Below are 24,314 nucleotides of genomic sequence, written 5' to 3'. Positions count from 1 at the left end.
GCCGCGGACAAAATCCGCCGCGGAAGTGGGTTCGCTCATGTAAGTTGTGTTCGCGGTCAGGCTGCCTTGCCGTCGATCTGCCGGACGTTCGACGCGGGCGAGCTGTCGATCGAAATCCGGCGCGGCTTCATGGCCTCCGGGATCTCGCGCACCAGTTCGATTTGCAGCAAGCCGTTGTCGAACGCGGCTCCCTTGACCTGGACATAGTCCGCTAGATTGAACTGCCGCTTGAATGGCCGCGATGAAATTCCCTGGTACAGGAACTCGCGCTGTTGCTTTTCCGATTTCCGTCCTTCCACCGTCAGCACGCTTTGTTCTGCGGTTATCGCAATTTCATCGGCTGAGAAGCCCGCCACAGCCAGCGAGATCTGATACCGGTCTTCGCCCAGGCGCTCGACGTTGCAAGGGGGATAGTTATCCTCCGTGCCGGCCTGTTGCGCGGCGTCCACGAGATCGAACAGGCGATCAAAACCGACGGTCGACCGCCAAAGGGGAGCAAAATCGTAGCTAGTCCTCATAGCCAAATTCTCCATTGAGCAAGATGGGTACGAGCAGGCGTCGGACACCTCCGGCGCCCGTCTCCGCCGGGCCCCCGAAGGGCGCCCGGACCGCTCATCGCGGCAGACTAAAAATTAGAAAAAGTCGATCGAATTTCAAGTGGGCCGTCACGTTCATTCTCCTAAGATGTCAGGAAACGGAATTCGCCGATCTAGGATTAGAGCCGCGCCTCCCGCTGCTTCATTTCCTTCGCGCGGCAAGTGGGTAGGCCGTCGACCTCATGCTGAGCTTTCAGGATCGCAGCCTTTACCTTTTGAAACGCTCGTTGCTCGATCTGGCGGACCCGTTCGCGGGATACTCCATATTCTGCGGCAAGTTGTTCAAGGGTCGCCGCCTCCTCGTTCAGCCAGCGGGCGGTGAAGATATTGCGTTCGCGAGGGTTGAGCTTGGCGAGGGCATTAGCCAAGGCCTGCCGACGATGTTTGGTCTCCTGCTCCTCGGCCAAGGTGATTTCACTGGTCGGCGCGGGATCCACAAGCCAGTCCAACGCTTGTCCGGTTTCATCCTCGTCGTGGATCGGCGCATTCAGAGAAACGTCTCCACGCAGGCGCCGATCCATGGTGACAACGTCGCGCTCGGCCACCTTGAGACCCTCCGCGATTTGCCTGACCTGCTCTGGACGCAAATCTCCGTCCTGCAACGCGGAAATCGCGCTTTTGGCCCTCCGCAATTTGAAGAAAAGCTTCTTCTGGCTAGCGCTGGCGGCGATCTTGACCAGCGACCAGGACCGCAGGATGTACTCCTGGATGGTGGCCCTGATCCACCACATGGCATAGGTGGCAAGGCGGACGCCCCGGTCCGGTTCAAACCGCTTCACGGCCTGCATCAAGCCGATATTGCCTTCGGAGACGATTTCCGCGATCGGGAGGCCGTAGCCGCGATAGCGCATCGCTATCTTGGCGACTAACCTGAGATGACTAGTGACAAGATGGTACGCTGCGTCACGATCCCGATGCTCGCGCCAGCGCCTTGCGTAGGCAAGCTCTTGCTCGGGCTTGAGCATGGGAAACTTGCGTATCTCGACGAGATATTTCGATAGCCCGGCGTCGACAGACGGAGCAGGTAGAGCGGCAACGTTAAACATGTAAACCCCCATTGAAGTTGGGAATGAGAATCACTTCAAAATGCGAACGGCTCGTTCTGTATTGATCGCGGGAGCGGGCGCGTGGACACGCCGCACAGGTGCGGCGGCCTGTAAGCTGCGCGGCTCTGCGAAGCCCATCGAACAACCAGCCTTCAAGCCGCTTCGCGCTCGATCTGGTGGACGTCGGATGCGGACAGATTGTTGATCGGGACCCGGCGAGGCTTTATGGCGTCCGGGATCTCTCGAATCAACTCGACCTGCAGCAAGCCGTTTTCGAGCCGTGCTCCCTCGACGCGGACGTGGGCGGCCAGAACGAATTGCCGCTTGAACGGCCGCGATGAGATGCCCCGATAGAGCAGTTTATGCTGCCCGTTATCGGCCTCGCGACCTTCGACGGTGAGCACGTTCTGCCCGGCCGTTATCGCGATGTCATCAGGGGAGAGACCGGCCAGCGCTAGTGAAATCCGATACCGGCCGTCGGATAAGCGTTCCACGTTGCAGGGTGGGTAATTGTCACTGCCAGCGGCGTACCTGGCCGCGTCGACCAAGTCCAATAAGCGGTCGAATCCTATAGTTGATCGCCACAAGGGGCTGATCCCGTAAGTCCTCATAGCCAAATCCTCCAAGGAGCAAGATGGGTACGAGCAGGCGTCGGACACCTCCGGCGCCCGTCTCCGCCGGGCCCCGAGGGCACCCGGACCGTTTATCGCGGCAAGCAAAAAACTAGCAAATCGCCTTTTGGTTTCAAGTGGAATTTCGCGAATTTTTGTTCGAGGCCTACCGCGGCGCGCCGCTGCATCCGTTAACGACCGCGGCAGTATCGTAGTGAGCTAGGTCGTCAGGCCTATAAACGCTGCAATTCAACTTCGGCCAGTTCGACCAGCCGGTTGAGGCGTTGGCGATGTTCTGTGGCGAGATCCTGAGCTTAGAGGAGTCGCCTGCAATGCTCGATTACTCTGCGCTGGCCCTCGGTCAGGAAGGAACGGACGCTGGGGGCCAGCTCAAATACGGGCGTTTTGGACGGGGACCGGATGTTGGTCAGTACGTCAGCCATGATCGAATAAACGATGGGGATACGATCCGCGCAATCGGTAGGAGATCGCATCCCCGTGTGAAATAATCTAGCTGATCGCTGGCCTCCCCTTATCGCGGCCGTCCGGCGTGAGCTTGATTCCCGATGGGTCCAGGATCGGTGAAAGCAGGGTGTCGACCTTCAACGTGTTCACACCGGCATTCCACTCAAACCATGGCATCGTATCCAAATATGGAATCGGCGGCAGCGCGATTGTCTCGAAGGCGTTCCGCGACTTTGGTGTTTCGCGAGGGCCGTCCAACGCCCAAGCCGCCATCGACGGTAGGGTCAAAACCGCTGCCATCGATGCCGTGCAAATCCTCCGGAACACGCGACTTCCGAGAGCCTTTTGTTTCTCCGCACGAGCGGAGACAATGGTTTGATCACTGATCATCTCATCCTCCAATCGGTCGAAAACTGATCCAGGCAATCGTCCCGAAGCTCATCGCGAACATGAGCCAATCCAGAACAACCGACCTGGCCTTACGCAGCCTTCCCTGAACTTGTGGGCTCATCTCAGGCTCCTTCGTTCTTCGATATATCCTTTCTTCGTTCGATTGGTGGGAGCCCGGCCTCTAAAGCCAGGCTCCCACGAACGTCCACCTACAGCGATGTCAGAACGGCCCCCCGGGCGGAAACGACTTGGGAGCGCCGAAAATCAGGTTCAAGAGGGCAGGCGAAAATTTTTCAGACGGCAGGGAGCCTGCGCAAAACACATGGCGAATAAGATGGCAAAGAACCCTTTGTGAGCGCCAGCCTCGAACCAAAGAAATAATTATTTAGCCAGCCTTGAATATCGTCGGCCTTTTTCTAAGTGGATTTTTGTCCTCGAAACGAAAGGAGTTGGAGGAAGGACATGACGGACCGACATTTCGACGAGAATATCTATGACCTGAACGCCATTCTGCATCCCGGCAAAGTCTTCAATCATCCTCAGGATGTCCTGGCCGACGCAACGCTTTCAAGAGCCGAGAAACGGGCGATCCTGGCATCCTGGGCTTCCGATGCTGCTGCGGTGACCTCGTGCCCGAGCTTGCGGGAGATGCCTGGCACAAAGAACGTAGTGTCGATCGATGACGTCCTGGAAGCCCTTTCCAGTCTAGATCATTCGCCGCGAACGCCACCCGGCGGCAAGCCGGCCAGGCTGAAGTCGACCGAACGGGTCGTGATGGCAGCTTGATCGACCCGCATCGGTATGGTGAGAGCGACCAAGAGAGGAGGTGAGATATTCGATCAATGCTAAAGCAAACCACCGAAGCTTGATTGATACATTAAATGCAAAGCAATCGTCAGTCGTGCAACTCCTTCGGTAGAATGCTAAAGGGCCGGGAACGAAATGCTTTTGGCGTAGTTTCTGCACCGCAGCCGTCGCCCGCCGTTCACAACGGCGCCTGTCGCGGCTAGCCAAAGGTTTCGGACCCGCTGTTATTCCATCACGAGCGCTCGCGCGGATAGCCAAAGGCGATGGCTGTCGCCGTAAATATTTCGACATACGATGTGGATGACCGTACGACTTTTCTAAGCATGTTTGCGTTGGCGGTCACTGCAGTCATGCTTGTGGCGAGCGAACTTTACCTCGCGGCAAGACCGGAGGCACCGGAAGCCCTCTCGCCGCCGGCCTCGATAGTAACATCATCGATCCGGTAAGTTGGTCGAAAAACGCGGCGGCGGAAACGCTATGGGTCCGGAGACAGTCTAACGCGCCGCCGCCGGCGGGGACTGAGGGCTAGCTAGTAAGACGATCTTTATCCGGCGAGGCGAGCAATGACTGAGTCTGCTAAGAAAGACTTGGTGAACGCGCTGGCGACGTTGGTGAAGGAGCGCAGGCTGTGCGCCCAGCTTCTTTCCAAACCCTATGAACGTGGCACTTATGAAGCCACAATGGCGCGGTTTGTGGAATTCCAAACGGCGATTGAAGCCGTAGAGCGCGCCCTTGTATCGGAAGCTGACTATCCTTGAAGCGAGCAACCCACGATCGGTACAAGTTCGAACGGTGACCGCCGGCGAGGTTCTTACTTCTAAAACTGGGTACCCCCGGAAAGCAACGTTCTGCGCTTCGGCGCGGAGCATCAACTCGACCGTCGTTCGGCGGGCGCGGGGTATTGGCCTGTTTCGACCGCAAATTGAACTAGCCCCATGAAACTGCATGATTGAGTTTTCGCTCGGATCGGCGCCGCGCACGAGGAACTTAGCGTTTTGAGCGCAGTTTATCGGAGGGACATTGAAAGAGGAGAACCCAATGAAACGATCGATACTCGCGTTTGGCATACTGATGGCTGTGAGCGCAGCTTATGCGCAGAACCCGCCAGCTCAATCTGGGCCGAACAACAATGCCGTCAACAGTTCGGGTCAGAACAACTCCAACGCTCCTGTCGCCGGCCGGAATAGCTTTACCGAGGGCCAGGCAAAATCAAAAATTGAAGAAGCTGGATACAGCAACGTCAGCGACCTCACGAAAGACGACAATGGCGTTTGGCGGGCTAAGGCGAGTAAAGGCGGCGCGCCGACCGACGTCAGCCTCGATTTCCAGGGCAATGTAAATCCAATTAAGTAAAGGACACCGAGATGACCGTTACGATTTCGCGTTTATATGACAGTTACGCGGATGCTGAGAGGGCCGTGGCTCGCCTTGAGTCGGCTGGCGTGGCACATTCCGACATCAGCATCGTCGCAAACAATTCGGACAATTGGTTCGGCGGCGATAGGAAAGATCGCGACCGAGATGGCGTGGACGATCGCGCCGAGAGTGCCGGCAAAGGCGCTGGCATCGGTGCCGGATTGGGAGGTGCAGCAGGCCTGCTCGCTGGTTTAGGACTTTTGGCTATTCCCGGCCTTGGACCGGTCGTCGCCGCGGGATGGCTTGCATCGACGGCCGTAGGTGCGGCCGCCGGTGCGGCTACTGGCGGAATCGTGGGCGCATTGACCGAGGCTGGCATATCCAAAGAAGACGCTGACGCCTATGCCGAGGGCGTCCGACGAGGCGGAACGCTTGTTTCCGCGAGGGTTGCGGACGCGGATCGTGCCCGGCTCGATGGTTTGCTGAACGAGTCAGCAGTGAACCTTCGGGACCGAACTGCGGGTTGGCAAAAGAGCGGATGGCAATCGTTCGATCCTGCTGCACCGCCCTATGGGGCCGACGAGATACGGCGAGAACGCGAACTTTATCGCAACCTCTAAACTAAGGCCCGCCTCGGCGGGCCTTTTAATTCGGGTGCCCTCGGGCAGACGGCCACAGGCCCATGGAGGGAGCAGCCCGGCCGATGACGCCCACGACCAGTGGCACCCACCCGTAAGGAACAATAGCAACGGCATGGCGTTCCTCACGAAAATATTGCGGTTGAGTAAAGGTGATGCGATATCCTTGGCCGTTCGAGAGCCCCGACCCCGTCCTCCAGGCGTCGCTCGATATAGCGTTGGACTACCTGGAAGCAACGAGGCAGGCGTACCCCTATTCGATGACCGAGGTCGTTTGTGCGCGCATCATCCTTGACGAATGGCTGACTGGGGGCCGCAAGTGCCGGCACCAGATATGGCTCGCCAACAAGGCCATCGTCGCGATAGAGACCAAACAGCCCCCGCCGGGGCCTGTCGCGGTCAGGGCGGCGGGGCCGCGCTACCTGACATAGGCCCGCTCCCCGCCTCACTTCTACCGCCGCACGCCCTTACACTTTTCGCAACCTTGGTCTTCTTCGCCGGCGTCTTGACAGCCTGACGCTCCCCTCTTCTAGCTCCGTTTCGTCCATGTGCTCGCGCTGCCGAGCGTAGTATTCAGGAAGCCCGTTTTCACCGTCCCCTTGCGCGCATGTCGCCCTTCGGTTTGTTGACGGCTCGTTATGGTGGTTCGCGACGAAAAAACCTTTCACCGGGCAGATGTTCCTGCGGCGGACCGCCTCAGTGAAGCTTGCTGTTTAGTAGCCGAGCAATGTGCTTTAGCTCAATGGAGCGCGATGCCTGTTCGCCTACGAAAAGTGTGCTGGTATACCGGGTGACAAGCTAATCGCGTTGTCGGCCCTTCTCTCGATCGCGAAAAGCGCCATCAATCCCGTCGATCGGCATGCTTCTAATTCTGGATTTGGAGTTTGGGCGGACGTCGGTCCGATCAAAGCGCAGAGCGCGAGCTTCGAGCAACCTTTGAACCCCCATTTTTGAGGCTCCAAATTTGAAATCCGTGCGGCAGGACCGAACGGAGATCGATTTCGTGGGGAAATGCAGGATTGCAGTGAGAACCAGCCAAAGAAAGAATCGTTCCTTGCCACGATCCTGGGGCTTGCGTCGTTTCTCTGATGCGGATCGGAGAGCAGTGACCGGCGGCCTTACTCCGGGTGCAGGGCGGCTTTTTCACCACTTCGGCAAGCAAACTGCCCATGCCCACGAGCGCCCTCAGGAAGAGCGTCGTCTCCGAAAAGATCGAGAGTGGGACTAGCGTTTGGCACGCGTTTTCTTTCGAGCCGGAGCTCGCCCCGTCCGGGCTTGGCGGCCTTCTTCGCCTTCCGGCGGCGGTCCTGTGACAGCGAGCGGCTCACATCATCGCTTTCTTTGATCCGGCCCGCGGCGTCGCGCCGGATGTAGCGCTTGTCCCCGCGCGGTGAAATCAATTCGCGTTTCGCTGGCGATTTCTTCTTCGCTGCCTTTTTGGTCGTTGCCCGTTTTGCCATTATCGTCTCCTGGACTGTCTGGTCGATATTCAACACCAGTCGCATAACAGGAGTTCCAGCCAGCGCGCCCCCGCATGCGCCGCGACCGCTCATTGGCCGCAGGCCTTGCCGGGTTGCGTACCCTTGCGGCCTTCGCCCTACAGGAACCATGTCGACCGTCCGTCGTTGGAGGGCTTTTAGGAAGATAGCCATGCCGAAGAATGATGAGTTGCGCTACGGCGCGCCCGGGGAGACGGCGGTTCATCTCTGCGTGGACATGCAGAGGATGTTTGCCGAAAGCACCGAGTGGAGAATGCCCCGGCTTGAGCGGGTTCTGCCCAACATCCTGTCGATCACTTCCACCCATCCTGAGAAAACGATTTTCACCCGCTTCATCCCGGCGCGTAGTTCCGGTCAGGGCGTCGGCATGTGGCGTCATTATTATGAGCGGTGGGACTCTATGACCATAGACCAGCTGGGTCCGGAGATGATCGGCCTGGTCCCGGACCTCGCCAGGTACGTGCCCCCGGCCCGCACCTTCGACAAGCATGTGTACTCTCCCTGGACCGGCACCGACCTGCACCAGCAGCTGGGGGGCGCCGGGATCGATACCGTCATCATCACCGGCGGCGAAACCGACGTTTGCGTGCTGGCGACCATGCTTGGCGCGATCGACTGGGGATTCCGCGTGATTCTCGTCACCGACGCGCTTTGCAGCTCGGCGAACGAAACCCACGATGCGATGATGAATGTCTACATGAACCGCTTCGGCGAACAGGTCGAAACCGTGACGACGCAAACGCTGCTGGATAACTGGCCCGGAGGCATAGGGGAGCGCAGGGCGTCGTGAGCGCCGGCAACTCTCACCTCGTGGAGATCCTGCTCCCAAAAGAGACCGGCAAGGGGCAGCCGATCGGTCAGCACTGGTTCGACTGCTTCCTCAAAGAGCTGACGGACAGGTTCGGCGGCGCGACCAGCTTTCTGCGGGCGCCGGGACAGGGCCTGTGGCAGAGCGGCGGCGGGACAGAGAAGGACAGCATTGCTGTTGTCGAAGTCATGGTGGAAGAACTCGATAGTAGCTACTGGCAGACTCTGCGCGAAAGACTGCAGCGCGAGCTCTCGCAGGATGAGATTGTCATCCGCGCCCAAGAAATCAGGCGACTGTGATGGATGAGCTTATGATCCTGAGAACCTTCGCGGCAGTGACAACAGTTTTGGCCGCAACCCTCGTGGCGGCCAATCTGAACGCACGCGTCACCGTCGCCGGTTTCATGATTTTCATCGTTGCATCCATCGCCTGGATGGTCGACGGCTGGCTGGAGACCAAAGCATCGCTCGTGATCCAGAACGTGATCCTCCTCGTGATCAACATAATAGGGGTCTGGCGCTGGTTTCCGAAGGCGGAGAAAGAAGCGAACAGCTAGGGCATGCTATTCGATTCGCAAAATCCGTCGCGGCGCAGGAAAGCCTTATTAATCGACACGGCTGCCTGCGCGCCCTCCGCGATAGCTACCGCGACGAGGAGGACGTCGCGCGACACATCACCTGCAACATAGACACCGGGAACGCTGCTTTCTTCGGTGTCCGGATCGATGACGACGCCTCCTTTCTCATTACGCGCGCACCCGAGACTTTCGGACAGATCAGAAGCCTGATGGCAGCCGGTCGAAAAGAACAAACCGGTCCGGGGGAGTTCAGGCCCGCTCTCAAATACTATTCTCGCAAGCTCCCCGTCCGCGCCTTCCAGGGACCGGATTGGCTCAGATCGCAGTGGAATCTTGTATTCTTCGAGCTTCCTGATCGCTTTCGCACTGACCTCCGTACCATCGCTGCAGGCCACCACATCGGACATCCAGTGCCTCATCATGATGGCAAGCTCCGCGCCCTTATCACCCTTGCCATAGGCAGCTGCCGGCTTCCCGGCGTATTCGAAACCGTCGCAGTAGAGACAGTGATGCACCGAAACCCCGTAGAGGGGTTCGAGCCCGGCAACTTCCGGGAGTTCGTCAACGAGCCCGGTCGCAAGAAGGACTTTCGAGGCCGTGCCGTGCGTCCCGTCCGCGCATACGAACTTAAAGGCCTCGTTGGCTGGAACGATATCGGTGACCCGTGTCCCGCGTACCTCGACGGATTTATAGCGTGAGAGCTCCTCCAGCGCCTCGTCGAGGAAATCTGACGGCGAGCGCCCTTCCCGTCCGACTAGGCCGTGGATGGCGTGCGAGCTCAGATTCCGCTGGCGGCCCTCATCGCAGAGCAGCGCCTTCCGGTGGCACCTTCCCAGGATGAGCGCGGCACTTAGTCCCGCGGGTCCACCGCCGACGATGAGAACCTCGAATTGCATCAAAAGCCCTTTCGTTGCCAAAGCATATAGATTTCCCGGCTTTGCTTGGAACCCCTCACCACTGTCCGGACGTTAGCAGTCGGGATAATAGTATGTCGCGCGCAATAACAGCAGCTCTATGGACCGAACTTACGCTCGATGAGCGCCGCGAACGGCGTCGGCTTCGCCGCGAAAAGCAGCGTGAGGACAATGTCCAACGCGCCGCAAAGATGCATGCCGCCCGCCTAAAGAGCGAAACAAATATCGCGAGGAAGATGGCCGGGCATAAGCAAGCGGTTTTTGTGGGATGCTCGGGCTGGCGTTACTGGAAATGGCGCGATTCATTCTATGAGGGCGTGCCGCAGAACGACTGGTTCGCGCACTACCTGAAGAGCTTCGACACCGTCGAGATCAATGCCTCCTTCTACTCATGGCCCACGGTTGCCGGTGTCCAGGCCTGGAGGCGCCAGCCGGGCAAGAAGAAGTTCGTCTACACGGTCAAGGTCAGCGAGTACATCACTCACATCAAGAAGTTCAAAGGCACGAAGACGCTCGTAACGGATTTTGGAATGATTGCAGACATTCTCGGCGATCGCATGGGCTGCTTCCTATTTCAGCTTCCGCCGAGCTACCGGTACACTATGACCCGGCTGGGCGATATCGTCAGCCAGCTCGATCCGGCGCGCCGCAACGTTGTGGAATTCCGGCACGCCAGCTGGTGGAATGAAGAGGTTTACAAGGCTTTCCGGGCGGCGGGAATTATCTTCTGCTCCTGCAGCGGACCGCGCCTGCCCGACGAGCTTATCCGCACAGCGGATGAAGTATATGTCCGCCTGCACGGCCCAAAGCGATGGTATCGGCACGACTACTCCAAGAGTGAGTTGGCGATTTGGGCGGACAGGATTAAATCGAGCGGGGCGAAGAACGCCTGGATTTACTTCAATAACGACAACGAAGCTCGTGCCCCAAAGAACGCCGTAGCTTTGCGGCGCATGCTCGGGCGAGATGGTTCTAAGTAACGGTACCAAGGGGGACCTCCGTCGCCGTTCCGACATTTTGCGGGCTCATCCCCACCCGGCGCTCGCGCGCTTTCCACCAGGCGCCTACGGCTGCGACGATCTCGTCCCACAGCGAGGTTGGCAAATCGGGGGCTGCGATCCTGACCACGTAGCGGTCGCGGATTCTATCCGTTGACCACTCCGCCGCCCCAAAATCGAATCCGAAGCTTCCCGCATGGCGTAGAGGCATGCCTCTGCGTCGCAAGTCGGCACATAGTTCCGCGACGATGTCCCGCGCTTGGTTCTCATCCAGTGCCTTGGCGGAAGCCAAAGTGACGTAAAGACCGTGTGCGAAATGGCGTTCGGCAGCTAATCCGGCGAGTTTGGCGGAAAAATAATGCGTCATCCGACGACTGTTTACCAGCATGGCGGCCACCCGCTTATTGGTCAGCGAGCGATAGGCCGGAGACCCCACGTAAGGCGGGAAGTGCGCCGGCAATGCCGCGCCACCGAATAGTCGGACGGCGTTTCGCATCTCTGTCAGGAGGACTTCCAGCCATTGCTGCTTTGCGTCCCCGGCGAGCGGACAAGGAGCGAAGACGGCCGAACCAAGCCGCCCATATTCGACGCCGAGGGAATCAAGCTTCGTATGGCTACGAAGCAATATAACCGGAATTGCTGCACGGCCGGCCCAGCTCAAAGCTCGCAGGATCCAGCCGGAGCCGCTTGAAAAACAGGTCGTATCGAACACAATCAAATCGAGCCGCGGTTGAGCGCATTTAAGTGTCCCCTCAAACGCGCTTGCTGTGGTACAGGAGTCCAATATCAAAACCCGTGGCCGTGATCCCCGAAGTGTAGCTATTTCGGCAAATGATCCGCCGAGTTCGATCCTTCTTAGATGCTTCGTATGACTGTCTATGAGCTCGGTCGTCTCGCCGTAGGAGTTTGGCATTGTGATGATGTCAGCTTCGGAGAAAACCGGAGCTGTCGCCATCAGCAGTCCTGAAATGGCGGCCATTCCCGACGCCGTATAAACAGTTTCGCTACCTGACTGGTTCTCGAGCGCGTAGAATGATGGACCCTTCACTTGCAGATCGGCGCGTTGATAGTCGTATTTGAATTCGAACGGGCCCGATCTAGGCCGACCTGAATGCGTCCAGGCCGTTTCCGTCTGCGCCCAATCATGAAGAGCGTGTTCAGCTTTAAGGGCTGCGGCAAGATGAAATTTCTGCTCGATCACCTCGGCTACCGACTTTGGAAACTGAATCGTCAAAGGATGTTTGAGACAGCCGTTCAGCAGCTCAAGCTCTTGCTTCTTTCTAGTGAGGTAGGCTTCTACGCTTTCCATGACGGCCTCTAATCGTCACGTCAACTCGACATAGACGAATTAGGTCCTAAAGTGAGTGATTCCTATTTTTGCAGCTCGCCCAATGGAGCGCCGTGGCGTCATTGTGTCCCAGGAACATCCCGCGCGCGCACGCTAAGGGTTAATTGGTGCCGGAAGGAGCGACGACGTGCGCATCGACTGTCGTCAACAAACGAGAACACGTTGGTCGCTGAACGGCAGAGGTGAGACGATCAGCTTGCTGAGCATTTCCGAGAGAACCTCTTCGGAAAGTGCTTCGGAGGAGACATTCCTGCTCGCCTTTTAGCAAATCTTGATAAAGTCTAACATGATCACTGGCCATTCGTTGAGCCGAAAAACGCCGCTCGAACTCGTGCCGGACCCTAGGTCGATCCAACGTTAAAAGGCGGGGTAATTTCTCGATCGCCTCGTTCTTTGACTGGACTACGATACCCGTCTTGCCGTCCTCCACGATCTCCGATACCGAGCCTCGATTAAAAGCCAAAACCGGCGTGCCGCATGCCATTGCCTCGATCATCACTAAGCCAAACGGCTCGGGCCAATCAATCGGAAAAAGCAAGCCGACGGCCTGACCCAGAAATTCCGCCTTCTGTTGTTCGTTGATTTCTCCAAGAAATTCGATACCCGGTTGATCCAATAAGGGCGCGATTCGTTCGCGAAAGTATTGTTCGTCTACGCGATCGATCTTGGCAGCGATTTTGAGTGGAATACCGGCAGATCGTGCGATTTGAATAGCGGCTTCTGGACCCTTCTCCGGAGCAATGCGACCAAGAAAAGCAAGATAGCCCCCTTGCGGTTGTAAGGTTGGCTTAAGATCTGTCCCTGGGATTCCGTGGTAAATTGTTGCGGCAAAGTTTGCGTTCGGGATCGGAATCCGCTGGCTATCGGAAATGGAGACCAAACGCATCTCATCAAAGCCCGTTAAGATCGGCTTGTTGTCAGGGAGATCCTGCCTTCCGTGCAGTGTGGTCAGGACTCGCGGGGACATGTCGCGGAAAAGTGGAAAATGCAAATAGTCGATGTGGAAGTGGAGAACGTCGAATTGGTGTGCCTGGCGCCGGACCCGGTCTAGCGTGAGCATGTAGTACGGAATGACATCACAGACTTCAGGGTCCAGCCGCAGGGCGGTCGGAACGCAGCCCACCAATTTCGCCGAGGTCACGGAATCTCCACTGGCGAATAGCGTAACGTCGTGACCTAATTTTACCAACTCTTCCGTAAGGTAGGAAACGATCCGTTCAGTCCCACCGTAGAGCTTTGGCGGCACGCTCTCCATCAGCGGGGCAATCTGAGCGATCCTCATCTCCTTTTTCACCCATGTATAAACGCTTGATGTCTAGCAATTCCTCGAACGCTCAATGTTACCAAATGTTCCTAATTGTCGCGCCTCATTTCATGAGCAACCCTTCGTTGCCGAGTATAAAACTGGTGCTCACCTGTCGCGGTCTGCAAATGCAGATAAAAGAACGCGGCCACACACTCTTTCCTCACGGACGAGACCGCGATAGGCTCAGGCCCCATGTTGAGGGCTATCAACACCCGCTCCTCCCGCAGCTCACGATAGAAGAGCAGCAGTTCGCAGCTCGCCATAAGGAGCTTAACCGGCGACCAGTCACCCTATAAATAGCATCTTCGACCAAATGGCCCCGAAACCCAGATCCACAGCGTAAAGCACGGTGGACAGTACGCGCAGACATCCGGCTCAGCACCGGTAACAATTAGGGTGTCCGACACTTTTCTCTGGAGAAACGCCGTAAGACCGGATTCCACGAACGCGAAATAGGCGGGCTCAATCTATCTATGACTGTTGCCGGGGGTATCGGGCGGGATAGCGCGGACACAGTATCGAGCTGCGCACCTGGCGGACGAGAACGGGTCGGACATTCCCTCTTGAAACACCGTCCGGCCTATCCTGTGCGTGTAGAGGCGTCACAAATCGGGTGAACACGGTGCAGCTGAGGATTAAGCTCCGCTACTGCGACGATTGCCGGAAGCACCGCCCCATCCAGGGACTCGCCCAGATCCCGCCGGGTGCGAATAGGTTTTGCATGTCGATCGATAGGTGGACGGCATTCGAAATCGACTCAAGTGATTGCGGCAGTGCCGTAACCTTACGCCCCGATAGTTAACCTTTCAGGCCGACTTGTCTCCTCCAAGACCACGCCTCGGTGGATGCACGGTTCGCGGATGACGGTCGTGAGGGATACGGGCAAATTCCCGTCGGCGGTTTGACCTTTCATTGCCGTTTCACAGAGCCTCCTGAATATCGCGCGGCATGTCGCCCCAACGTCCATAGCCGCCCATCCTAAGATAGCGAAGCGTTTCAGTCCGTCAGCCATTGGTCCTGCGAAATGCTGTCGTTCAGAGAAAGGAACCGCGAACGGGCCTCGGCGTTCCTTTGCCACATTCCAGAAGGAGGTTCGAATGGGACTTTTTACCAAAGACATCAAAACTATGGAGGATTTGCTGCTTCATGGCCTTCAGGACATCTACTACACCGAGCAGCAGATCCTTAAATCGCTGCCCAAGATGATCGAAAAGGCCACCAATCGGGACTTGGTCGCCGGGCTGAAGGGGCATCTCGAAGAAACCAACAAGCAGGTCGAGCGGCTTCAGAAAGCCTTCGAAAAGCTGGGCAAAGAACCCAGTGGGACCAAGTGTCCGGCGATCGATGGCATCATCAAGGAGGCCGACGAGACAGCCGGCGAGATCGAAGACAAGGCCGTGCTGGACGCGGCCATCGTAGCGAACGCACAGGCTGTCGAGCACTACGAAATCTGCCGTTACGGAACACTGATCGCTTGGGCCGAAGAACTGGGCCACGACGAAATCGTTCGCTTTCTGACAACAAATCTGAACGAGGAGAAGGCGGCGAATACCAAGCTAAACACGGTCGCGCTGCGCAAAGGCGTTAACTCGAAGGCCTCAACTGCAGCCTGACCTCGATTAATCTGGCGGCTTCGCAATGGCGAAGCCGCCGAATTTACGACATCCGCCTCAACGAGCCTTACAGGGCTTAGCGACGAGCCGTCAGCGGTCGTCGTACGCCGCGCCTCGTATAGTGCAAAAGCCGCCGCATGCCGCGGTCGACTCTCATTTTTGCGCCATTGCCCGGATGGAACTGATGATACGCCAAGCCGTTTGCATAAATTGAAGCGAGAATTTCAATGACCAGCAAATCTCTTTGGATGTCGATTGCGGTGGCGCCTCAGGCCATCACCATGCAAGGTGACGAACGGTGCGACGTAGTCGTAGTCGGGAGCGGCATTGCCGGCCTGTCGACGGCGTATGAGCTTAGCGAGCGCGGGCGGTCGGTGATCGTTATTGATCGCGGGCCGATTGCAGGCGGAATGACGGCGCGTACCTCCGCTCATTTGGCGCCACTGTGCGATGACCTGATGAGCGAGATGCAAAAGATCAAAGGGGACGAACAGTCGAAGCTCTTTTATCAAAGCCAGGCTGCGGCGGTGGACCGCATCGAGGAACTACAGAAAAGAGAAGGGATCGATTGCGATTTTCGCCGTCTCGACGGCTACTTGTTTCAGGGCGACGATATGCCGGCCGACGTGATCGACGAGGAACTCGATGCTGTGCGGGCGGTAGGCGCTGCTGTCGAGCGTTTGGTCGGCGTGCCACTCAGCGGGTGCAACAGCCGCCATGCGTTGCGTTACCCCCGCCAAGCAACTTTTCATCCGCTCAAGTATCTGGCGGGTGTCGCCGAATCCTGCGCAAAGCGCGGGGTTCGCTTCTTTGCCAATACGGCCGCAGATGAAATCGTCGAAGAAAATGGCGCCGTAACGGTCAAGACTACGGGGGGTCTGATCCGTGCCGGCCATGCCGTTGTTGCCACAAACTCATCGATCGTCGACCGCGTGGCGCTGCATTCGAAAACGTCGCCCTACCGGACCTATGTCATTGGATTCGCCATCAATCGCGGCGCACTGCCGGATGCGCTCTACTGGGACACGGAAGAACCCTATCACTACGTGCGCCTTCAGCCGGGGGATAACGGCATGGATTTCGTCCTGGTCGGCGGCGAGGATCATAAGAGCGGCGAAGCCGATGACGCCGACAAGCGTTTCGAGCGCCTGGAGCAATGGGCGCGTGGCAAAATGCCGATGCTGAAAGATGTCACACATCGCTGGTCGGGACAGGTGCTCGATACGATCGACTACGCCGGCTTCATCGGCAAAAACCCCGGGTCGGAGTACATTTACGTCGCAACCGGCGACTCCGGACAGGGCCTGACCCACGGCGTGATGGGTGCGATTCTGAATGCGACCCTCGTTACGGGCGGCGACAGCAAATGGACGGAGCTGTATGCGCCCGACCGCAAGCCACTGAAGGCTGCTAAGAACTGGGTAATGGAAAACAGCACCGCACTCAAGAATCTGGCAGAATATGTGACGCCGGGCGAAATCAGCTCTGCGGATGAATTGGAGCCCGGAGAGGGAGCAATCATCCGCAAGGGCCTACGGAAGATTGCGGCTTATCGCGATGCAAAAGGGAATGTCCATGAGCATTCCGGTGCGTGCACACATCTCGGGTGCCATCTACACTGGAATAGCTTCGAGAGCTGCTGGGACTGTCCGTGTCATGGATCTATCTTCGGGCCCGAGGGACAAGTGCTGAACGCGCCTGCCATATCCGGACTTACTTCCATTTCCTGACGCCAATCCAGCCCCACCCTGCCCGTAGGCCGTTCTTTCAACCGCGCCTTGGAAACCTACATACTTGGCACCGCCTATGGAGGCTTCGTGTCCGAGCAATTGACCCTGTTTGATAAAGTGCGTCCGAAGCCAGAAGGACTGCGCTACGCTGCCGAGTTCGTAACGCCGGCGATCGAACAGGAACTTATTTTAGGAATTCAGACCCTACCGCTCCAGCCTTTTCATTTCGGCGAATTTGAAGGCAAGCGGCGGGTTGCCTCGTTCGGCTTCCGCTACGACTACGACCTGCGCCAATTGAGGCGCGCCGAACCGATCCCCCGCTGGCTGGCGGAAATCGTTGCAAACGTCGAGACATTTGGAGGCCCTGCGATCCGTATCCAGCAGGTTCTCTGTACCGAATACGGCGTGGGGGTCGGCATCGGCTGGCACCGCGACAAGCCGCATTTCGACGAAATATTCGGCCTATCGCTGAGATCCGCCCGCAAGTTTCGATTCCGCAAACGGGCTGGCAAGACATGGGATCGCTTCACGATCGATGCCGAGCCCCGATCACTCTACATGATGACCGGCGCGTCGCGACAGATATGGGAACACAGTATTTCCGCCGTTGAGGCGCCGAGATATTCAGTTACGTTTCGAACGATGACCAATGGACCTGACCCGATGACGCCGGCCTGATACGCTTCGGGTCGAACACGGATTGCGCGATTCGAAATGGCAAGACGCTCCGGCACAGCGATTCTTCCCCTGCACGGTGGGCGGGTACCGCCCTGGCTTGCGACACGCATGTCTTCGCTCGGCGCCGTCATCGCTCAGGCGGTCGTCCACCACTACGGTCGGGATGAATTCCTTCAAAGACTAGCTCATCCATTCTGGTTCCAATCGTTCGGTGCGGTCATGGGCATGGACTGGCACTCGTCCGGCATCACCACCAGCGTCATCGGCGCACTCAAGCGCGGGCTGGGACCGCTTTCAGGCGAGCTTGGCATCCACGTCTGCGGCGGACGAGGACAGCATTCGCGGAAGACGCCAGACGAATTGCGGTTGCTGGGCGAGCGCGTCGGTTTCGACGGTGCTAAGCTCACCCGCGCGAGCCGCTTGGTCGCCAAAGTCGACAGCGCCGCCGTCCAAGATGGCTTCGATCTCTACCTGCACGGGTTCTTCGTGACCGACGACGGCAAATGGACGGTCGTGCAGCAGGGCATGAACGCCGACAATAAGCAGGCGCGGCGGTACCATTGGCATTCAGGGGACCTGAAGAGCTTCGTCGACGAACCGCATAGCGGGATCGAGGGACCCGCGCAGGGCGAGATCGTGAACCTAACCGACAGGCGCGCCGAGGCCTCTCGCAGCGCCCAGCTGCAGTTGCTGACCTGCTTGGGCCCCGACCGTATCGTTTCGGAGCTGTCCGCCCTAGCGGGCGAGGTCCCGGCGCAAGCCTTGCTTCCGCATCTCGTCATGCCGGCGCATCACGACGTCCGATCGAGCGATGTCTTTACGCGGCGGCTTCACGGCACGCTCGCAGCAGCGGCCGAGCGCGGCCCAGTGGATTTCCCAGAACTCCTGCTAACGCCCGGCGTCGGAGCGCGCACGGTCCGGTCGCTCGCCATGGTGGCAGAGGTCGTGCACGGGACCCCATACCGCTTTCTAGACCCCGCCCGCTTCTCACTCGCCCATGGCGGCAAGGATCGCCACCCCTACCCGGTCCCCCTGAAGGTCTACGACGAGACCATCCGGGTGATGAAGTCCGCGGTGCTGCAAGCAAAGCTCGGACGGGACGAGGAGATGCAGGCCCTGAAACGCCTCGACAGCCAAGCCCGCCGCCTTGAGGTCGTTGCCGGGGGTCCGTCGCTCGAGTCCTTTAATGCCGTTGAACGCGCGGCCTCGCCGGCGCTGGACGGCAGATCAGTATTCGGCTGGGAGAAAGATTTGGCTGCGAAAAGGTCTGCTGGTTCTTAGCTGGGGTGGCTGGTCGGGGAAAACGCCTCTCAGACGTCGCCGGAACCGCCGCCAGTGGTTCAGCTAAGGGAGCAGCTCTATTGACCAGGCAGGCCAACAGACGGCTTCAGAATCGTGTCGGTCACCGGCCGACTGGAACGTTCGGCAGATTGGAAGCACGGTGGCCGTTGTGCGAGGCGATCGCCTCACCATCTGGCTGGATATCCGATATGGCGGCGAATTCGGCGGCCTATCGATGATCGGCTGAGCCTGCAGCGGCCGAACTAGCCGGAGCGCCGGTTCGTCCAGTGTCCCGTCGAGATACACCTCGAACCAGGCGCTGAAATCCATCGGCGCGGGATCTTTGGGCACGCCGCTGTCGCCCAAATAGCCCGTGCAGTAACGCGCTGGAATGTTCATGCACCGACAAAGGGCGACGGCCAGATGAGCGAAGTCACGACAGACCCCAACCCGCTCTTCGTAACCCTCTGACGCCGTGCGGTCGGAGCGCGCGTGGTGGTAGCCAAACTGAATGCGTTGATCGACGTAGTCGCTGATCGCCTGCACGCGTTGCCAACCGCTCGCGATCGGCCCAAACAGCGACCACGCGAGATTGGTTAGGCGTTGGGTATCGCAATAGCGGCTTCCATAGAGAAATGGCAAGACCTCGTCGGGCAGGTCATTGACGCCCCATTGCTGGGCTGCCGGAGCCGACTCATCCGGTTGGCCACTGTCCTCAATCAGGAAGTCGTTTCGGATTTCGATCCGGCCGGCGGGCGCAACAAATCTGGTCCAGATATTGCCAAACGGATCGAGGCCGTCGCGGGTGACAACGCGTGGCGACACTTCAATCTTGTGCTCGCTGCGGAGATCTTGCTGGCGTGACGGATGCACGGACAGAAGCACCACCATTGGCACCTATCAAATGCGATGTCGTATCCTGCACGGATGATCAACGGTGACTCCTGAAATGTAATATTTCTGATGGCCTCAAATAATCCTGCGCACGTGGGTTGGTTCCGGTCCGAGCTTGCGCAAAAATCAGCCAAAAAGGCGCGGACGCTGCCTTGTGTTCACTTTCGTACTCTGGCGTGCGAGCCACGCTACGTCCGTACCGAAAGCTCCAGGCGTGTAACCTCTGCAATCCGCGTGCTGGTCACCAAATCGTCAAGCAACTCGGGCGCTCTCCCTTCGTTACATCCGCTCACAAAGGAGAGTAATCATGGATAAAGACCGCATTGAAGGTGCCGCTAAGCAGGCAAAGGGCGCGATCAAAGAAACTGTTGGTAAGGTGACGGGCGACAGTAAGACCGAAGCCGAAGGAACTGCAGACAAGGCCGAGGGCAAGGTGCAGAATACCGTCGGCGGCATCAAGGATAAGGCTCGCGAAGTGCTCAACAAGTAAAGTATCGACCTTGGGTCGTTGGAAGCCGGACGTGCGGGTTAATCCCGTACGCCGGCTTTTTTGCAACGTTAAGCCCCGCTGCCACTTTCAAAACCCCTTCTTCTTACTCTTGTCGAATTTGTCGAATTTCCAAGTCCAGTACGGGCGGTCTGGATAACGCTTCTTCCTCGGCAGCTTTACGATCGGTAGGCGCTGCTCGCTACCGTCGGCAAAGGTCTTGACGATGAAGCGCTCCTCACCCTCTTGAACGATCTCGATACTGAGGGGAGTTTTCGCCATGCCCATCAAGTGCCGCGATCGTACGATGGTTCCCACGAGTCGCGGACAGCCGGCCGGATATTGACCGGACGCTATGCTCGACGCGTACAGAAGCGGGCGTGCTCAGTCCCTTTCCGCATCTACGAGCCGCGCGCAATAGTCGGCGACGCGGCAGAGACGTGATGATTTTGACAATACGGCGCCGAGCTCGCGGCGATGGAAAACACGCTCTCTCGCTAATGATCAGCTCTCGTCAATCTGACCAACGCCTCCAACAGACGATCGATAAAGAGGACCTGACCTTTCAGAATCTTTAGGCGCGCCTCGTACACGTTGAACCAAGCCGCCCGATCAAGTTCGGGAAATGCCTGGCGCCGCCCGGATCGCGGCGGCCATTCCACTTCGAACGTATTGCTTCGAAGACCAGCAGGATCCCAGTCACCTTGAATAGCCCAAGCGTGAACCACCTTCCCGCCCGCTTGCTTCACCGCGCCGAGCGGGATGAAATCTCCCGTAGGATGGTTCCCGGTCTCCTCGGCAAACTCACGCCGCGCGGCCGCTAGTGGCTCCTCGCCGGGAGAGATCAGCCCTTTCGGTATGCTCCACGCACCAGCATCCTTACGGCTCCAGAACGGGCCCCCCGGGTGGCCGAGCAGGAACTGGATGTCACCATCACGTTTTCTGAACAGGAGAAGACCCGCACTCTCAGCCTTGGTAGTTGAAGCTCTCGCCGGCAACGATACCTCCCCACAATCGTTACTCGTTGCGCAGGTTTATCGAAGTTGCACAGAAGACGAAATGGATTACGCATTGTGGTGCAAGCGAAAAAACATCCAAAAAGGAAATATAGCGGAGCGAAAATCCAAAACGGTTCGCAACTATCTAAAACTGAGTGTTCCTCAACTTTGCGGGCTATGCTCGGTGCTTGGCGTGTAAGAACCGAGCATGCCAACCGAAGCTTGAGCAGCCGCAACGGCCCTGCGTAGCGCGTTAGCCGGCGATTTCCATACAATCCTCACAATTGAGTGTATTCCGCCCTTTAAGCGCCAAAATCCATACTGAGGCTACCCGCTGATACCTGTCTAGGGTAGCAGATGATCAGGACGGTCTGGCTTGCGATTGTATGTCTAGCGCTGCTCAGCGCCTTGGCTGTCGGCCAGGTGCTCAGGACGCCTGCCGGCACCACACCCCCAGAGATGCCAGCAGACGGGGCGACGGTCGGCATTGCTGACGCTGAACACGCACTCAGCAAGGCCGATCGACTTGAGATTAACTACGAGCGTCAGGAAACCCCGCCCCAAGCTGTCTTGCAGCCAATCGAGCCAACCGCACCTGTCGTAATTCCGCCTAGCCCGCCGGTGGAAACCAAAATCATAAGCCGACATTGGCGCGATCCCAATGCATTTTCATCTTCGCTCAAAGATTCCCAACGGAACGAATCCAAAAAGAAGAGCAAAAACGTCGACCGAAAACGAAATCAAGCTATGGATCGATCCAAACCACCTGACCCGGTCAAGCCTTGCAGCCGGCCTAGTCCTTTTGGGGATCTGTTAAGGGCTGTGAATTTGGCGCCCGCATGCTCGTCGTAGGTTTCAATCTGTTGCACTCATTCGAGCCGCATTCGCCAATCAGATTCTACTGGTGATTACTAAGGTTTATGCGCGCGTTGGTTTAGCGACGCCGGATTGATGTCTGTAACACCAGCGGAGGGACATGGACATGCTTTCGGATCTCACCACCAGCCCGGGTCAACCCGGTGTGCTGATCGCGTTGCCCGAGTGAATCGTCCACCAACCTAGGCGCGGTGTGTGAACCGAGCGATTTCCCGAAGCGCGGGTCGGGCCATGCGGCCGCGTGCTCTTGAGACACGCGCCCTCATGGGCTCTCCGCTCAGACAGAATTTTCGGACCTACTTGGCGCGCCTGTAGACGAGCTCAGAAGACCCGCCCATCGATGTTGATGGATTGGCGACCTTCAATTCGTCCGCAGTAATTTCGAATGCTCGCGTCTGTTCGGTTTCTGCCCGATTTGGGAACGAACTGCCTTCAAATTTCAGCGTGTAGGTTTTTTTCGTGTCGTCGACCGTGTATTTGCCGAAGGTGGCAATGCTTCCCTGTACCACTGATCTATTTTCCTCTGGCGTACCCTGTGCGCGGTTATTCGACGCAAACTTCGGCAGATCGGAGCGCACAATTTGCGAGGAGAAGTAACCGTTCTCGGTAAAGATCAGCAGCCCTTTTGGATTGGTGCCCCACGCCGGACTGCCATCGGGCAGTTTGGTTGTCGAGGAGACAAATGTCCAGGTCCCCACCAGTTGCTCCTTGACCGACTTCTGTTGACCAACGACGTTTCCCGGCAGCAGAGCAGCTCCCAAGGCCAACAGTACAGACGCGCTGAAAAGACTGGTCCGGTTCATATTATCCTCCTCATTTCCGTTGGTCAGATCTCCTTTTCGATCCTCGGGCTCCAGAACCGCTCGGGCGGGCCGCTGTTCGTAGAAGGAAAATGCCCGCTCGGATGCCGCAATCCCGAGGCCAAGGCTCGCTGAACGAGATGCGGGACACGTCCAGCGGCGTGAGCATAGGCTCCCAACACGCCGCGTTCCATCATCCGATTGATTTACCTCGGATTATCCAACACACAGGAAGATCGCAACAGAGTAAAGGTTACGTGCTCGGTCTTCGCGCGGGAGCCATACGCGGCCTCGCCGAGGAGCCGAGCTAAGGCAACCCGCGCAGCTTAAGTCTACCTTCAAGAAATCACTGGCGGTCACCAGCGGTGGTCTTCTCGGCGCAACACGCGCCCAGGCGCTGTCGCGCGTTCGATCACGCTCAAGGCACCGTGCGGCGACCGCTGAGCCCGCGAGCGACCGCCGCGTTGAGCGCGCGAACGATGATGTCTAAAGTTTCGCGTTCAGAAAGCAGTTCGATCTTGCCGTGTGGGTGCACGCGAAAACCGGCTGGTTGATCACTCTTCTGTTTAGAACGAGCAGTGAGGGATCGTCGCTATTGACATCCCCAAGGTCTCTCCCAATTGCACCAAGCTTATGGGCACAACCAACGTATCCTCTTCTGCTGGATCGTCCTCTCGAATCATCTGAGGCCATATCGGACGCAATGTCATTCTCTGTCCCGGCGCGGCGCCGCCCGATCGCCACCCTGCGCAGGGGGCAGCGCTTCGAGCGTTGGAACGACGAAACATCTTATCAACCCCCTAGCAAAACCTAGGACTAGATACCTAGCATGCTGGAGCGCCCACCGCATATGCCGGGGTCCAGGAAGGACCCGGATACAACGATTTACCAGAACGGCGGCACCTGCCGGTCAGCCAGAGGCAGTCGAGAAATTGGTTTGCTTGGCTGACTGGACAGGCGCCGCCCTTCCGGATTTGAATGTGTTAGTCGCGGCGACCGAAGCCGTTAAAGGGAAAGCACCTCGTCAACTTCATCTTTGGTCAGCACGTGTAGCAAACTCTCGATGCCATCATCTTCGGGGTTTTCCGTGCTGTACGTTGCTGTCATTTTCACCTTTTCCGCAGCGTGATGAACTGCCTCTTTTGTGAAATTTTCTGGCATCGATGGATGATAAAAGTCGCCCACGAGAATGAAAAAGCCAAGCTTCACCAGCGTCGGAAATTCGGCCCAGTAGTGCATGGGCGAGATCTCCGAATTGAATATCGCCACGGTTTGCTTTGACTCTACACCTTCTTCACGTCGACGCTCGATCGATGAGATCAGAAACTTTCCAAAATTGCCCAAGCAGATCTTGCTCATCCAAGGCCACGACGCTTTATAGGCCGTTTCCTTGAGCAGCTCTTTCCACATCGAACGCGCTTCTTCTATTTTCAGAAGCCACGCATCGGAGAATTCGCGGTGGTGCAGTTTTTTTGTTTCGACCAACACATGAGGTACGAACTCGGTCGAGTCGGTAAAGTCATCAGCATTGTAGTTCTTCACGTGATTATCCCTTTTTTGGACTTGAAGTGAACCGCTGATGATGCGTCCGTTAATCA

27 protein-coding genes and 1 pseudogene are annotated in these 24,314 nt (G+C 57.8%); 15 read left to right on the top strand and 13 right to left on the bottom strand.

Going from position 1 to position 24,314, the window contains the following annotated elements; translation table 11 throughout:
• Window positions 1–56: 56 nt before the first annotated feature.
• The 4 genes from hspB to ABIE49_RS29900 form a co-directional block, all read right to left on the bottom strand.
• Window positions 57–518: a small heat shock protein HspB gene (gene hspB, locus ABIE49_RS29915; RefSeq protein ID WP_192738601.1), complete on the bottom strand. Its 462-nt coding sequence runs from the start codon at window positions 516–518 to the stop codon at window positions 57–59.
• A 197-nt stretch (window positions 519–715) separates the two neighbouring features.
• Complete coding sequence (rpoH, locus tag ABIE49_RS29910) at window positions 716–1,642, bottom strand: RNA polymerase sigma factor RpoH (protein ID WP_192738455.1); 927 nt, start codon at window positions 1,640–1,642, stop codon at window positions 716–718.
• Window positions 1,643–1,794: 152 nt separating this feature from the next.
• Window positions 1,795–2,253, bottom strand: a complete 459-nt coding sequence (locus tag ABIE49_RS29905) for an Hsp20 family protein (protein ID WP_192738454.1) — start codon at window positions 2,251–2,253, stop codon at window positions 1,795–1,797.
• A gap of 510 nt (window positions 2,254–2,763) precedes the next feature.
• Window positions 2,764–3,108 carry a hypothetical protein gene (locus tag ABIE49_RS29900; RefSeq protein ID WP_192738453.1) on the bottom strand — a complete coding sequence of 115 codons (345 nt, stop codon included), beginning with the start codon at window positions 3,106–3,108 and terminating at the stop codon, window positions 2,764–2,766.
• Window positions 3,109–3,570: 462 nt separating this feature from the next.
• Here ABIE49_RS29900 and ABIE49_RS29895 point away from each other — a divergent pair, with 462 nt between their 5' ends.
• The 5 genes from ABIE49_RS29895 to ABIE49_RS29875 all read left to right on the top strand — a co-directional run bounded on the left by ABIE49_RS29895 (window position 3,571) and on the right by ABIE49_RS29875 (window position 6,340).
• Window positions 3,571–3,894: a hypothetical protein gene (locus tag ABIE49_RS29895; protein ID WP_192738452.1), complete on the top strand. Its 324-nt coding sequence runs from the start codon at window positions 3,571–3,573 to the stop codon at window positions 3,892–3,894.
• A gap of 584 nt (window positions 3,895–4,478) precedes the next feature.
• Complete coding sequence (locus ABIE49_RS29890; protein WP_192738451.1) at window positions 4,479–4,673, top strand: hypothetical protein; 195 nt, start codon at window positions 4,479–4,481, stop codon at window positions 4,671–4,673.
• 280 nt (window positions 4,674–4,953) lie between these two features.
• On the top strand, window positions 4,954–5,268 hold the full coding sequence (locus tag ABIE49_RS29885; RefSeq protein ID WP_192738450.1) for a PepSY domain-containing protein: 315 nt from the start codon (window positions 4,954–4,956) through the stop codon (window positions 5,266–5,268).
• A gap of 11 nt (window positions 5,269–5,279) precedes the next feature.
• Window positions 5,280–5,891 carry a hypothetical protein gene (locus ABIE49_RS29880; RefSeq protein WP_192738449.1) on the top strand — a complete coding sequence of 204 codons (612 nt, stop codon included), beginning with the start codon at window positions 5,280–5,282 and terminating at the stop codon, window positions 5,889–5,891.
• A gap of 173 nt (window positions 5,892–6,064) precedes the next feature.
• Window positions 6,065–6,340, top strand: a complete 276-nt coding sequence (locus tag ABIE49_RS29875; protein ID WP_192738448.1) for a hypothetical protein — start codon at window positions 6,065–6,067, stop codon at window positions 6,338–6,340.
• A gap of 687 nt (window positions 6,341–7,027) precedes the next feature.
• Here ABIE49_RS29875 and ABIE49_RS40110 read toward each other — a convergent pair.
• Complete coding sequence (locus ABIE49_RS40110; RefSeq protein ID WP_502915935.1) at window positions 7,028–7,369, bottom strand: hypothetical protein; 342 nt, start codon at window positions 7,367–7,369, stop codon at window positions 7,028–7,030.
• A gap of 190 nt (window positions 7,370–7,559) precedes the next feature.
• Between ABIE49_RS40110 and ABIE49_RS29865 the strand changes: the two genes are divergently transcribed.
• From ABIE49_RS29865 to ABIE49_RS29855, 3 genes are read left to right on the top strand one after another with little or no spacing between them, the layout of a single operon-like run.
• A complete protein-coding gene (locus ABIE49_RS29865) occupies window positions 7,560–8,198 on the top strand; it encodes a cysteine hydrolase family protein (RefSeq protein WP_192738447.1) in 639 nt (212 codons plus the stop codon).
• Window positions 8,195–8,515 (top strand): hypothetical protein, encoded by a 321-nt coding sequence (locus ABIE49_RS29860; RefSeq protein ID WP_192738446.1) that lies wholly within the window; start codon window positions 8,195–8,197, stop codon window positions 8,513–8,515. Before ABIE49_RS29865 ends, ABIE49_RS29860 begins: the two co-directional genes overlap by 4 nt.
• Window positions 8,515–8,772 carry a hypothetical protein gene (locus tag ABIE49_RS29855; RefSeq protein WP_192738445.1) on the top strand — a complete coding sequence of 86 codons (258 nt, stop codon included), beginning with the start codon at window positions 8,515–8,517 and terminating at the stop codon, window positions 8,770–8,772. The genes ABIE49_RS29860 and ABIE49_RS29855 overlap by 1 nt, the downstream gene beginning before the upstream one ends.
• On the opposite strand, the gene ABIE49_RS29850 is transcribed toward ABIE49_RS29855, so the two are convergent.
• Entirely contained in the window at window positions 8,769–9,689 is a 921-nt protein-coding gene (locus tag ABIE49_RS29850; protein ID WP_192738444.1) for an NAD(P)/FAD-dependent oxidoreductase, read from the bottom strand. The two genes, ABIE49_RS29855 and ABIE49_RS29850, sit on opposite strands and share 4 nt — an antisense overlap.
• A 92-nt stretch (window positions 9,690–9,781) precedes the next feature.
• Here ABIE49_RS29850 and ABIE49_RS29845 point away from each other — a divergent pair, with 92 nt between their 5' ends.
• Window positions 9,782–10,687 (top strand): DUF72 domain-containing protein, encoded by a 906-nt coding sequence (locus ABIE49_RS29845; RefSeq protein ID WP_192738443.1) that lies wholly within the window; start codon window positions 9,782–9,784, stop codon window positions 10,685–10,687.
• On the opposite strand, the gene ABIE49_RS29840 is transcribed toward ABIE49_RS29845, so the two are convergent.
• Both ABIE49_RS29840 and ABIE49_RS29835 read right to left on the bottom strand, forming a co-directional pair.
• Entirely contained in the window at window positions 10,680–12,014 is a 1,335-nt protein-coding gene (locus tag ABIE49_RS29840; protein WP_192738442.1) for a hypothetical protein, read from the bottom strand. The two genes, ABIE49_RS29845 and ABIE49_RS29840, sit on opposite strands and share 8 nt — an antisense overlap.
• 139 nt (window positions 12,015–12,153) lie before the next feature.
• Window positions 12,154–13,335, bottom strand: a complete 1,182-nt coding sequence (locus ABIE49_RS29835; protein ID WP_192738441.1) for a glycosyltransferase family 4 protein — start codon at window positions 13,333–13,335, stop codon at window positions 12,154–12,156.
• A 1,121-nt stretch (window positions 13,336–14,456) separates the two neighbouring features.
• Between ABIE49_RS29835 and ABIE49_RS29830 the strand changes: the two genes are divergently transcribed.
• The 4 genes from ABIE49_RS29830 to ABIE49_RS29815 all read left to right on the top strand — a co-directional run bounded on the left by ABIE49_RS29830 (window position 14,457) and on the right by ABIE49_RS29815 (window position 18,661).
• Window positions 14,457–14,972 (top strand): YciE/YciF ferroxidase family protein, encoded by a 516-nt coding sequence (locus ABIE49_RS29830; protein ID WP_192738440.1) that lies wholly within the window; start codon window positions 14,457–14,459, stop codon window positions 14,970–14,972.
• A gap of 227 nt (window positions 14,973–15,199) precedes the next feature.
• Window positions 15,200–16,702, top strand: a complete 1,503-nt coding sequence (locus tag ABIE49_RS29825) for an FAD-dependent oxidoreductase (protein WP_192738439.1) — start codon at window positions 15,200–15,202, stop codon at window positions 16,700–16,702.
• An 87-nt stretch (window positions 16,703–16,789) separates the two neighbouring features.
• A complete protein-coding gene (locus tag ABIE49_RS29820) occupies window positions 16,790–17,380 on the top strand; it encodes an alpha-ketoglutarate-dependent dioxygenase AlkB (RefSeq protein WP_354067059.1) in 591 nt (196 codons plus the stop codon).
• Between the two features lie 36 nt (window positions 17,381–17,416).
• Complete coding sequence (locus tag ABIE49_RS29815) at window positions 17,417–18,661, top strand: DUF763 domain-containing protein (RefSeq protein WP_192738438.1); 1,245 nt, start codon at window positions 17,417–17,419, stop codon at window positions 18,659–18,661.
• A 291-nt stretch (window positions 18,662–18,952) separates the two neighbouring features.
• On the opposite strand, the pseudogene ABIE49_RS29810 reads toward ABIE49_RS29815, so the two are convergent.
• A pseudogene (locus ABIE49_RS29810) lies at window positions 18,953–19,596 on the bottom strand (transglutaminase-like domain-containing protein); the annotation flags it as partial.
• A 266-nt stretch (window positions 19,597–19,862) separates the two neighbouring features.
• Between ABIE49_RS29810 and ABIE49_RS29805 the strand changes: the two are divergent.
• Window positions 19,863–20,045 (top strand): CsbD family protein, encoded by a 183-nt coding sequence (locus tag ABIE49_RS29805; protein WP_192738436.1) that lies wholly within the window; start codon window positions 19,863–19,865, stop codon window positions 20,043–20,045.
• Between the two features lie 87 nt (window positions 20,046–20,132).
• Here ABIE49_RS29805 and ABIE49_RS29800 read toward each other — a convergent pair whose 3' ends face one another.
• On the bottom strand, window positions 20,133–20,330 hold the full coding sequence (locus ABIE49_RS29800; protein ID WP_192738435.1) for a hypothetical protein: 198 nt from the start codon (window positions 20,328–20,330) through the stop codon (window positions 20,133–20,135).
• 209 nt (window positions 20,331–20,539) lie between these two features.
• On the bottom strand, window positions 20,540–21,040 hold the full coding sequence (locus tag ABIE49_RS29795) for an NUDIX hydrolase (RefSeq protein ID WP_192738434.1): 501 nt from the start codon (window positions 21,038–21,040) through the stop codon (window positions 20,540–20,542).
• A 357-nt stretch (window positions 21,041–21,397) separates the two neighbouring features.
• Between ABIE49_RS29795 and ABIE49_RS29790 the strand changes: the two genes are divergently transcribed.
• A complete protein-coding gene (locus ABIE49_RS29790; protein ID WP_192738433.1) occupies window positions 21,398–21,892 on the top strand; it encodes a hypothetical protein in 495 nt (164 codons plus the stop codon).
• A 320-nt stretch (window positions 21,893–22,212) separates the two neighbouring features.
• Here ABIE49_RS29790 and ABIE49_RS29785 read toward each other — a convergent pair whose 3' ends face one another.
• Both ABIE49_RS29785 and ABIE49_RS29780 read right to left on the bottom strand, forming a co-directional pair.
• Window positions 22,213–22,719: a lipocalin-like domain-containing protein gene (locus ABIE49_RS29785; RefSeq protein WP_192738432.1), complete on the bottom strand. Its 507-nt coding sequence runs from the start codon at window positions 22,717–22,719 to the stop codon at window positions 22,213–22,215.
• Window positions 22,720–23,721: 1,002 nt separating this feature from the next.
• A complete protein-coding gene (locus ABIE49_RS29780) occupies window positions 23,722–24,258 on the bottom strand; it encodes a hypothetical protein (protein WP_192738431.1) in 537 nt (178 codons plus the stop codon).
• Between the last annotated feature and the right edge of the window lie 56 nt (window positions 24,259–24,314).

This window comes from Bradyrhizobium sp. OAE829 (assembly GCF_040546575.1).
In the GTDB taxonomy this organism is placed as follows: Bacteria; Pseudomonadota; Alphaproteobacteria; order Rhizobiales; family Xanthobacteraceae; genus Bradyrhizobium.
The sequence above is the reverse complement of the archived record's forward strand: the minus strand, read 5'-3'. Positions and strand labels throughout refer to the sequence as shown.

Excerpts from the sequence above, each read along its gene's own strand:
- ABIE49_RS29785 (WP_192738432.1), bottom strand. The coding sequence starts at position 22,719 with ATGAACCGGACCAGTCTTTTCAGCGCGTCTGTACTGTTGGCCTTGGGA.
- ABIE49_RS29805 (WP_192738436.1), top strand. The coding sequence starts at position 19,863 with ATGGATAAAGACCGCATTGAAGGTGCCGCTAAGCAGGCAAAGGGCGCG.
- ABIE49_RS29845 (WP_192738443.1), top strand. The coding sequence starts at position 9,782 with ATGTCGCGCGCAATAACAGCAGCTCTATGGACCGAACTTACGCTCGAT.
- ABIE49_RS29865 (WP_192738447.1), top strand. The coding sequence starts at position 7,560 with ATGCCGAAGAATGATGAGTTGCGCTACGGCGCGCCCGGGGAGACGGCG.
- ABIE49_RS29900 (WP_192738453.1), bottom strand. The coding sequence starts at position 3,108 with ATGATCAGTGATCAAACCATTGTCTCCGCTCGTGCGGAGAAACAAAAG.
- ABIE49_RS40110 (WP_502915935.1), bottom strand. The coding sequence starts at position 7,369 with ATGGCAAAACGGGCAACGACCAAAAAGGCAGCGAAGAAGAAATCGCCA.
- ABIE49_RS29850 (WP_192738444.1), bottom strand. The coding sequence starts at position 9,689 with ATGCAATTCGAGGTTCTCATCGTCGGCGGTGGACCCGCGGGACTAAGT.
- ABIE49_RS29825 (WP_192738439.1), top strand. The coding sequence starts at position 15,200 with ATGACCAGCAAATCTCTTTGGATGTCGATTGCGGTGGCGCCTCAGGCC.
- ABIE49_RS29895 (WP_192738452.1), top strand. The coding sequence starts at position 3,571 with ATGACGGACCGACATTTCGACGAGAATATCTATGACCTGAACGCCATT.
- ABIE49_RS29890 (WP_192738451.1), top strand. The coding sequence starts at position 4,479 with ATGACTGAGTCTGCTAAGAAAGACTTGGTGAACGCGCTGGCGACGTTG.
- ABIE49_RS29800 (WP_192738435.1), bottom strand. The coding sequence starts at position 20,330 with ATGGGCATGGCGAAAACTCCCCTCAGTATCGAGATCGTTCAAGAGGGT.
- ABIE49_RS29790 (WP_192738433.1), top strand. The coding sequence starts at position 21,398 with ATGATCAGGACGGTCTGGCTTGCGATTGTATGTCTAGCGCTGCTCAGC.
- rpoH (WP_192738455.1), bottom strand. The coding sequence starts at position 1,642 with ATGTTTAACGTTGCCGCTCTACCTGCTCCGTCTGTCGACGCCGGGCTA.
- ABIE49_RS29905 (WP_192738454.1), bottom strand. The coding sequence starts at position 2,253 with ATGAGGACTTACGGGATCAGCCCCTTGTGGCGATCAACTATAGGATTC.
- ABIE49_RS29840 (WP_192738442.1), bottom strand. The coding sequence starts at position 12,014 with ATGGAAAGCGTAGAAGCCTACCTCACTAGAAAGAAGCAAGAGCTTGAG.
- ABIE49_RS29835 (WP_192738441.1), bottom strand. The coding sequence starts at position 13,335 with ATGAGGATCGCTCAGATTGCCCCGCTGATGGAGAGCGTGCCGCCAAAG.
- ABIE49_RS29830 (WP_192738440.1), top strand. The coding sequence starts at position 14,457 with ATGGGACTTTTTACCAAAGACATCAAAACTATGGAGGATTTGCTGCTT.
- ABIE49_RS29880 (WP_192738449.1), top strand. The coding sequence starts at position 5,280 with ATGACCGTTACGATTTCGCGTTTATATGACAGTTACGCGGATGCTGAG.
- ABIE49_RS29885 (WP_192738450.1), top strand. The coding sequence starts at position 4,954 with ATGAAACGATCGATACTCGCGTTTGGCATACTGATGGCTGTGAGCGCA.
- ABIE49_RS29815 (WP_192738438.1), top strand. The coding sequence starts at position 17,417 with ATGGCAAGACGCTCCGGCACAGCGATTCTTCCCCTGCACGGTGGGCGG.
- hspB (WP_192738601.1), bottom strand. The coding sequence starts at position 518 with ATGAGGACTAGCTACGATTTTGCTCCCCTTTGGCGGTCGACCGTCGGT.
- ABIE49_RS29875 (WP_192738448.1), top strand. The coding sequence starts at position 6,065 with ATGCGATATCCTTGGCCGTTCGAGAGCCCCGACCCCGTCCTCCAGGCG.
- ABIE49_RS29855 (WP_192738445.1), top strand. The coding sequence starts at position 8,515 with ATGGATGAGCTTATGATCCTGAGAACCTTCGCGGCAGTGACAACAGTT.